9 protein-coding genes and 1 pseudogene are annotated in these 6,008 nt (G+C 49.8%); 6 read left to right on the forward strand and 4 right to left on the reverse strand.

Translation table 11 applies throughout. The features are described 5' to 3' along the window. The first annotated feature begins 174 nt into the window (after window positions 1-174). A complete protein-coding gene (locus tag NDA01_RS31030) occupies window positions 175-843 on the forward strand; it encodes a hypothetical protein (protein ID WP_348231082.1) in 669 nt (222 codons plus the stop codon). A gap of 104 nt (window positions 844-947) precedes the next feature. On the opposite strand, the gene NDA01_RS31035 is transcribed toward NDA01_RS31030, so the two are convergent. Further along, a complete protein-coding gene (locus NDA01_RS31035; protein WP_348231083.1) occupies window positions 948-2,144 on the reverse strand; it encodes a tyrosine-type recombinase/integrase in 1,197 nt (398 codons plus the stop codon). Window positions 2,145-2,215: 71 nt separating this feature from the next. Continuing rightward, complete coding sequence (locus NDA01_RS31040; protein WP_348231084.1) at window positions 2,216-2,398, reverse strand: hypothetical protein; 183 nt, start codon at window positions 2,396-2,398, stop codon at window positions 2,216-2,218. Here NDA01_RS31040 and NDA01_RS31045 point away from each other — a divergent pair. Together NDA01_RS31045 and NDA01_RS31050 are read left to right on the forward strand one after the other, a co-directional pair. After that, the gene (locus NDA01_RS31045; RefSeq protein WP_348231085.1) at window positions 2,397-2,861 is read left to right on the forward strand and encodes a hypothetical protein; all 465 of its coding nucleotides are present in this window, start codon (window positions 2,397-2,399) and stop codon (window positions 2,859-2,861) included. The genes NDA01_RS31040 and NDA01_RS31045 overlap by 2 nt on opposite strands. Further along, complete coding sequence (locus NDA01_RS31050) at window positions 2,858-3,562, forward strand: hypothetical protein (RefSeq protein WP_348231086.1); 705 nt, start codon at window positions 2,858-2,860, stop codon at window positions 3,560-3,562. The genes NDA01_RS31045 and NDA01_RS31050 overlap by 4 nt, the downstream gene beginning before the upstream one ends. On the opposite strand, the pseudogene NDA01_RS31055 reads toward NDA01_RS31050, so the two are convergent. Beyond that, window positions 3,555-3,656, reverse strand: a pseudogene (locus NDA01_RS31055) (LuxR C-terminal-related transcriptional regulator); the annotation flags it as partial. The gene NDA01_RS31050 and the pseudogene NDA01_RS31055 sit on opposite strands and share 8 nt — an antisense overlap. A 52-nt stretch (window positions 3,657-3,708) precedes the next feature. On the opposite strand from NDA01_RS31055, the gene NDA01_RS31060 reads away from it, so the two are divergent. The 3 genes from NDA01_RS31060 to NDA01_RS31070 all read left to right on the forward strand — a co-directional run bounded on the left by NDA01_RS31060 (window position 3,709) and on the right by NDA01_RS31070 (window position 5,090). Next, window positions 3,709-3,870: a hypothetical protein gene (locus tag NDA01_RS31060; RefSeq protein WP_348231087.1), complete on the forward strand. Its 162-nt coding sequence runs from the start codon at window positions 3,709-3,711 to the stop codon at window positions 3,868-3,870. After that, window positions 3,867-4,316, forward strand: coding sequence for a hypothetical protein (locus NDA01_RS31065; protein WP_348231088.1), 450 nt, complete (start codon window positions 3,867-3,869; stop codon window positions 4,314-4,316). Before NDA01_RS31060 ends, NDA01_RS31065 begins: the two co-directional genes overlap by 4 nt. A 255-nt stretch (window positions 4,317-4,571) precedes the next feature. Beyond that, entirely contained in the window at window positions 4,572-5,090 is a 519-nt protein-coding gene (locus tag NDA01_RS31070) for a hypothetical protein (RefSeq protein WP_348231089.1), read from the forward strand. A gap of 742 nt (window positions 5,091-5,832) precedes the next feature. On the opposite strand, the gene NDA01_RS32230 is transcribed toward NDA01_RS31070, so the two are convergent. Continuing rightward, on the reverse strand, window positions 5,833-6,008 hold a 176-nt coding region (locus tag NDA01_RS32230; RefSeq protein ID WP_348231090.1), incomplete at its 5' end, for a transposase.

The following is a 6,008-nucleotide window of genomic DNA, read 5'->3' on the forward strand; positions in this document are numbered from 1 at the left end:
ACGACTCACACCACATAAGCGCTTGAACTCCGGATTCGATAGATGCTCTAGCTCCTGGTATTGCATAGCTGCTGCTGGAATGCGTCCCCACCCAAAATTTAGCCCGCTTTTCCTCTCTGCGGTCACTAACTGTCACATGTTTTCCGATTCATGCAGGAGGTCTAGTGGAAACGAATGACAAAGCACCCAATTATGGTTAACCCTTCAACGTCTGAGTCTGATTCCAGCACAATTCTGAGCAATCTGATTGAAGTCGATGCTACGCTTGCGGCTCAAGAGGCAGCGCTGATAACCCAACTCGAAGCAGTGCGAGAGAAACGACACAGCCTGAAGACAGTCATTGATTTATTCAGCACTGCCTCTCTTACTTCGACCTCCACCAGTCCTGTAGCAGACACTGCCATTTCAGCACCAATTACCCCAGATAGTGCGACCCCTACCACCTCAGGGATGCCTGCAGAATCTCCCTTGGAAAAGCCAAAGGTGGAAAAGCGCCAGCAACCTCGCAATGCTGAAAAACCGGCGACCTTGAGCAAAGGTAACAGTGCCCCTAAAGCTGCAAGGGGCAGTAAAACTGCGAAATCCTCGAAGAACTGGCAGGATTACTTGCAACCTGCTTTTCAAAAAACCTCCTTACCAGCAGCGATCGCTGCTGTATTCCAGCAACAGCCCCAAGAACTGCTGAGTGTTGCAGATCTCATGGCGGCGATTTTTGTGGACCGTCTACCTCCAGATCTGCACAACCCTACGCACCGCCGCATACTCAATATTCTCTCGACTGGTGCTAAGGAGGGACAATGGTATCGGGGTCAAAGAGGTCAATATAGCCTGTCTCAAGTCTAGCCATTCATTCTAAGGCTGCCTGCAAAGCGCGATCGCAACCTTACTTTTTTCAGCCAATGAGCGATTAGTTGGCTTGAGCTCAGTGATGAACTAACAGCTTGAAGCTAAGTTTCTTTCTCCGCTTGCTTCAGGGCTTCGGTCTCGAAAAATGCTGCTTCTGCCAACAGCTCATCCGCTCTCTTGACGTAACGATCAAAGCTATGAGCCGAACGATGACGTGTTAACTTCATGGCTAAGCGAGAGTCCATGGTCTTGTAACGCATGCCATCAACCACTAAACTTGTGGCAAAGGTATGCCGTCCTCGATGCGGATGCAGATGTGACACCTCCTTCCCTTCTGCTTGCGCTAACTCCTGGGCGATCGCCTGCAACTCTTTGGAAACGAGTTTATAGAGACCGTCATAGCCCAGACGTTGATGGCGATTGCGGGGGGAATAGGAAATAAACAGGGGACGATCAGACTTAATTTCTATGCCTGCGGCTCGACTGCCTTCAGTTTGCGATTGTCGCCACTCCAGGTACATCTGCAAATGCTGTTGAGCTTGCGGCTTCAGGGGTACTGTCCCGACGCTACCGCGTTTAGCCTTGCGGATGTGCAGCCTCACGCCATCAAAGTCTGCAACATCGAGATTGCAGATCTCCTCCGCCCGCAGTCCATGCAACAACACAGAGACGATCGCTGTGTTACGCTCCGCTAGCTTACTGAGCGTAGCTGCTCTGTAGAGCCATTCGATTTCTTCAGCCGACAAATCCTTCGCTGTCGGCTCGGAAGCTTCTGGCAATTCCAAGGTTCGAGCTGGATGCGTCTGAATGTACTCGTGGTCCTGCAACCAGTCAAAGAACTGCTTCAAGGTACTGAGGGTGCGACGAACCGTACCAGCACTGAGCTGCAACTCTTGCTGCAAGTAAGTCTTGAAGTGCCGCAGCTGCCGTGCGCTGACCTCTCGCCAAGGCTGCTGCTGATAGGGAGACCCCGGCAAGTCACACCACCGAGTGAAGCGACTGAGATCCAGACGATAAGCCTTTTCGCTCTTCGGAGCTAGGTTCTTAGCTTGGAGAAACTCAGTGATCGCATCGTCTCGTAAGCTTAGCACTCGATTCGTCGATACTCGCGGACTTGATTGAGTCGGTGAGAGGGTCGTTACGACGGGAGAGAGGGGCACAATCTGAGGCGTCGGAATGGGTTTCATCAGCAGACTCGTAAGGAGTAAAGAGGGCGATCGCGCTCCCGGTGATTTGAAAGCAAAGCGATCGGTAAATGCTGGCTGGGAGAGCTTGAAGAATTTTACCTTGAATTTCAATTCCAGAGAATGTCTATTCTCTTGCCTATCACTCACCTGAGACAAAATTAGAAATCGGCACAATGAAAGGCTTACAATCTAAGCACTAGGGCGATCGCCAACTGGACTGGAGTGCGATCGCTTGGCCTTTTAACGCTTTCATTCTGCGCTATGGCTTCAACTTCCCCAAAGCGAATCCGCTCGCGTTCACTAGACACAGAGTCAGCCGTCCCTAAAACTCGCAAGATCCCAGAGAAGTGTCTGCGCTGTGCCATGTTGAGTGCAGAGCAAGCCAAAGCACTGCATGACCCTGAAGGAGATGGCTGCTGGAACCCCAAGGTCTGCTACAACCGACGCTCTCATGCGCGTCACCGCGATCGTCGCAATCAAGCTCGCAATCGACAGCGACAAACCACAGTGTTGGAAGAGTTAGCAATTGATATCAGCGAGTTCACAGATGTTTGGACGGCTATCTTAGTGGTTTATCGCCCAGCGGGAACCGATACGCCAGTCCATGCGATCGCCGCCCAAATTTGGCAGGGACAGCAACAGGTAGCTGTGGTGCAACCGATTCATTGTATGGGCCTGGTTCCTTCCCAGGTGCATGCGTATGTCAGAAAGCTATTGGCGCTGTTGGACGAGCACTATGGCATTCGCAAGTTTGCCAGCCAAGAGCGATTTGACCCAGAACTGTGTCCCATTCGTCCTTGTATTCATCACCCCATGAGCGAACGATGAGTTCTGTAGAACAGCTGGAATTGCAGCTCTGGGCGAGCTTGAGTGAAGCGGCAGAGGGGCCAGAGGCCGCAGAGCTGGATCAGTTGTGGCAGTTGCTCGATCTCACCTTGGTGGCTCAGGATACACCGAAACAGTTGAAGATAGCTGCAGAGGCGATCGCCCAGATCACGGAGGTGTTCCAAGAGCGATCGGTGCAGATGTTTGAGGAGTTGGAAGCTGCCACCAGTGAGGAGGGTCCGGTGATGCCTACCGATGCTTTTGATCGCTATGTGCGCCAGAGAATGCAGGCAGATTTAGAGCAGTTTATTGAGCCACCTCTAAGTTGGGCCAGGAAAGTACCCCAGCGATCGCCCTGGAACTCAGTTGAGAATGAGCGATCAGTCGTCGGAGAGCTGGATCAAGCAGCACTCTTGCAAGTGCTCGATGAACAGATGAGTCAAGACCCAGGCTTAACGGAAGCCGAGGTGTTTAACCGAGCGCTAGGGGTCGCTCATGAAGAGGATGTGACCGCTTGGGTCGAGGCAATCAATTGTTGGATGCAAGCCTCCGCTCGATCATCGGTTTCGCTCCTGGAGTTACAGCGATCGCTAGAGATGCCTTTGGTGCAGGTGTGGTTGGCCCTCCTGCTAGGAGATTACCCCTTGGAGCAGCGAGGCGAATTCTATGAGGCGCAGCAGGTGTGGGTTGTAGAAGTCAAATAAAAATTAACCCTTGTCGCATTCCCAGTGTGACCGCTTCCGTGCGACTCGAGGCGTTGAGCTTAGTGAAGATTGAGCTAATGTGGAACTTGACCGTGCGCTCAGAGAGAAGAACTTAATCTTGTGTGCAAGGAGGCACAATTAGCCGCATGAACGATTTTGAATTTGAGTTGTGGCTTCTTGAAGGCGATCGCAATCGGCACACTGCGATCATCCGGGATCTCAAGCGAGAGTTGCGAGAGGAGCGGGAAGGGTCAAGAGAAGGGAGTAAGCGATTGGTAAGAAACGAGCAGGATCGAAAAAGAAGATGACTACAAAAATCGATTGTGATGCCCATGAATGGATAGAGCTTTGCCACTCAGAGGCAGGGGATGAACACTTCGTAGATCCTCAACTAGTGTCTGTGAAGGGGAGTATAGTTCGGGTTCGGCGCTCAGTGATACTGGCTCAGCCTGATCGGACTCGATGGGGTGCAGTGGCGGATAGCCAGAGCTTAGAGCGTGTGGATTTAAGTACTGGCACTTGGTCTACTCAAAAAGAGGTTCTGATCGGCCTGGAGGGACAGGTATTAAACATCAACGAACAGGTTGATGGAAATGAGTTTCCTAGTCTTCTTGGTTCAGTCAACGCAGCAGGGTTGGCCTTCCTCCGTGCCCTACTACGCAATCGCAAACGACAGCAATTGAGCATCAAGCCTCGGCACAAAAAGTATTTGGTAAAAACCATAAGGAGCTGGACTCCGAAAGATGTGGCATGAGCTGGGTGCGATCGCTAAGATTCAGCACAGGCAACGGATAGATGAAGCGTGGGATGCAGTGATCGCATCATTTAATAAGTGAGAATTTGAGAATTTGGAAAAATCCGAAACAAACTGTTCAAATTCTCGCAACTTTAATACTGAAACTCCTTACACAGTGGGCATGTGAGAGCTGAGAGGGATTGAAAGAAATGTCAACCTGGATGAACTACCTGGTCAGGTTGGTAGGCTAATCCTATCTACTAGGAGTGACTAATGAAGTGGAAAGCGATCGCAGGAGTGTCGGTGGGAGTGATCCTATTACTAATGGGTTGTAATCGCACCACTTCAATGCCAACAATCGATGCCGATAAACAACCTCGAACCCAAAGTTGGGTAACGGATGAAATGAATGGGGATTGGCTGATTGATACAGCGTCAATCAAGGCAACTACATTCACTTTGAGGGACAACTGGCGTTACTACTGGACACAGAAGCTGATTGGCAAAGGCGTTCAGTATGATCTGAAGCTCAAGAACCCTGAAAAGCGCAACAAAGGGCTGAAGCTAGTAATTACTAATATTATTCATAGCTGCGAAAATAGCGACCCTATCGCCGCCCGAACACTCACGCTAGTTGAACGTAATGGGAAGCATGAGCTGGACCAAACCTACATTGATCCGCGTGACCGTCACGCTTCACTGCCTTCCCGACAGCCCAAAGGTACCAATAGCAGATACCTTGAATTCATACGTGCTAGGTGTAGGCAAGCGGGAGTGAAGCCGAGGTTTTAGCTAGAGTCACTTGGCACTTTTGATTCGCCAGCTCGATTTAACCTGCTCTTGCCGTTAGGCTTCACGGGAGGGTACTGCTCCTCACTGACAGTTGGAGAGTCAGCAGAATATCCTAGAGTCTTAAAGAATTAAGAAAATGCGTGTATTTGGATGGGTTATTTTCGTATTAGGTATAGCACTAATAGGTTTAGGAACTGTCTACCCACCATCTGGAACAGTATCTTATTATTCTGAAGACGGAAAATTTACAATTCAGAAGTATCATAATAAGCCATACGAAACGGTTCTCCGAGAAAGAAGTAATGTCATTTTTACAGGAGGCTTACTAACAATTTGTGGGGCGATTTTCATTAGTCGACGTCGCAGAGAATAGCAGCTTGAAGGATTACTCCTAAGAAACACACTCTTGGGGAATCGGTTGAGCTATGAGATCAAAGCCAAGTGCTTGGGCCTTCTTCTTGAGATGCTTGATGACCCGTTCTTGATGTTGGTGCTCGTATGCATTCATCCCAGGATCTGCATAGGTGCCACCTGAGGTCCAAAAATGATAGAAGATGCGAGCCAGCTTGTGGGCATGCCCGTAAACAAACTCATCCGCTTTAGGAAGAATTGAGACGTTGATTTGGAAACGAATTTATTTACAGGTATTGAGTAGTAGAAGCTGCATTTTGTTTTAGGTAAGGGAAGAGTAAATTAAACGACCAGATACTGTTGGCGAAATTCGATGGGGATCACACCTGCCTTAATTTGGAGCTAGAGCCGCGAAACGGGAAATCCGAGTTTTTGCTCTCAGCACTCCTGTCAACCAGTTGACTAAGCGATCGAGATTCATCGCTGCGGCAATGGCAATATTCTGCAAATGCGTCTTTGACAGACCTCGATAGCGACTTTGCCTTAAGCCAAACGCTCGCACTCCTT

This window comes from Trichocoleus desertorum AS-A10, assembly GCF_039962155.1.
Taxonomy (GTDB): Bacteria; Cyanobacteriota; Cyanobacteriia; order FACHB-46; family FACHB-46; genus Trichocoleus.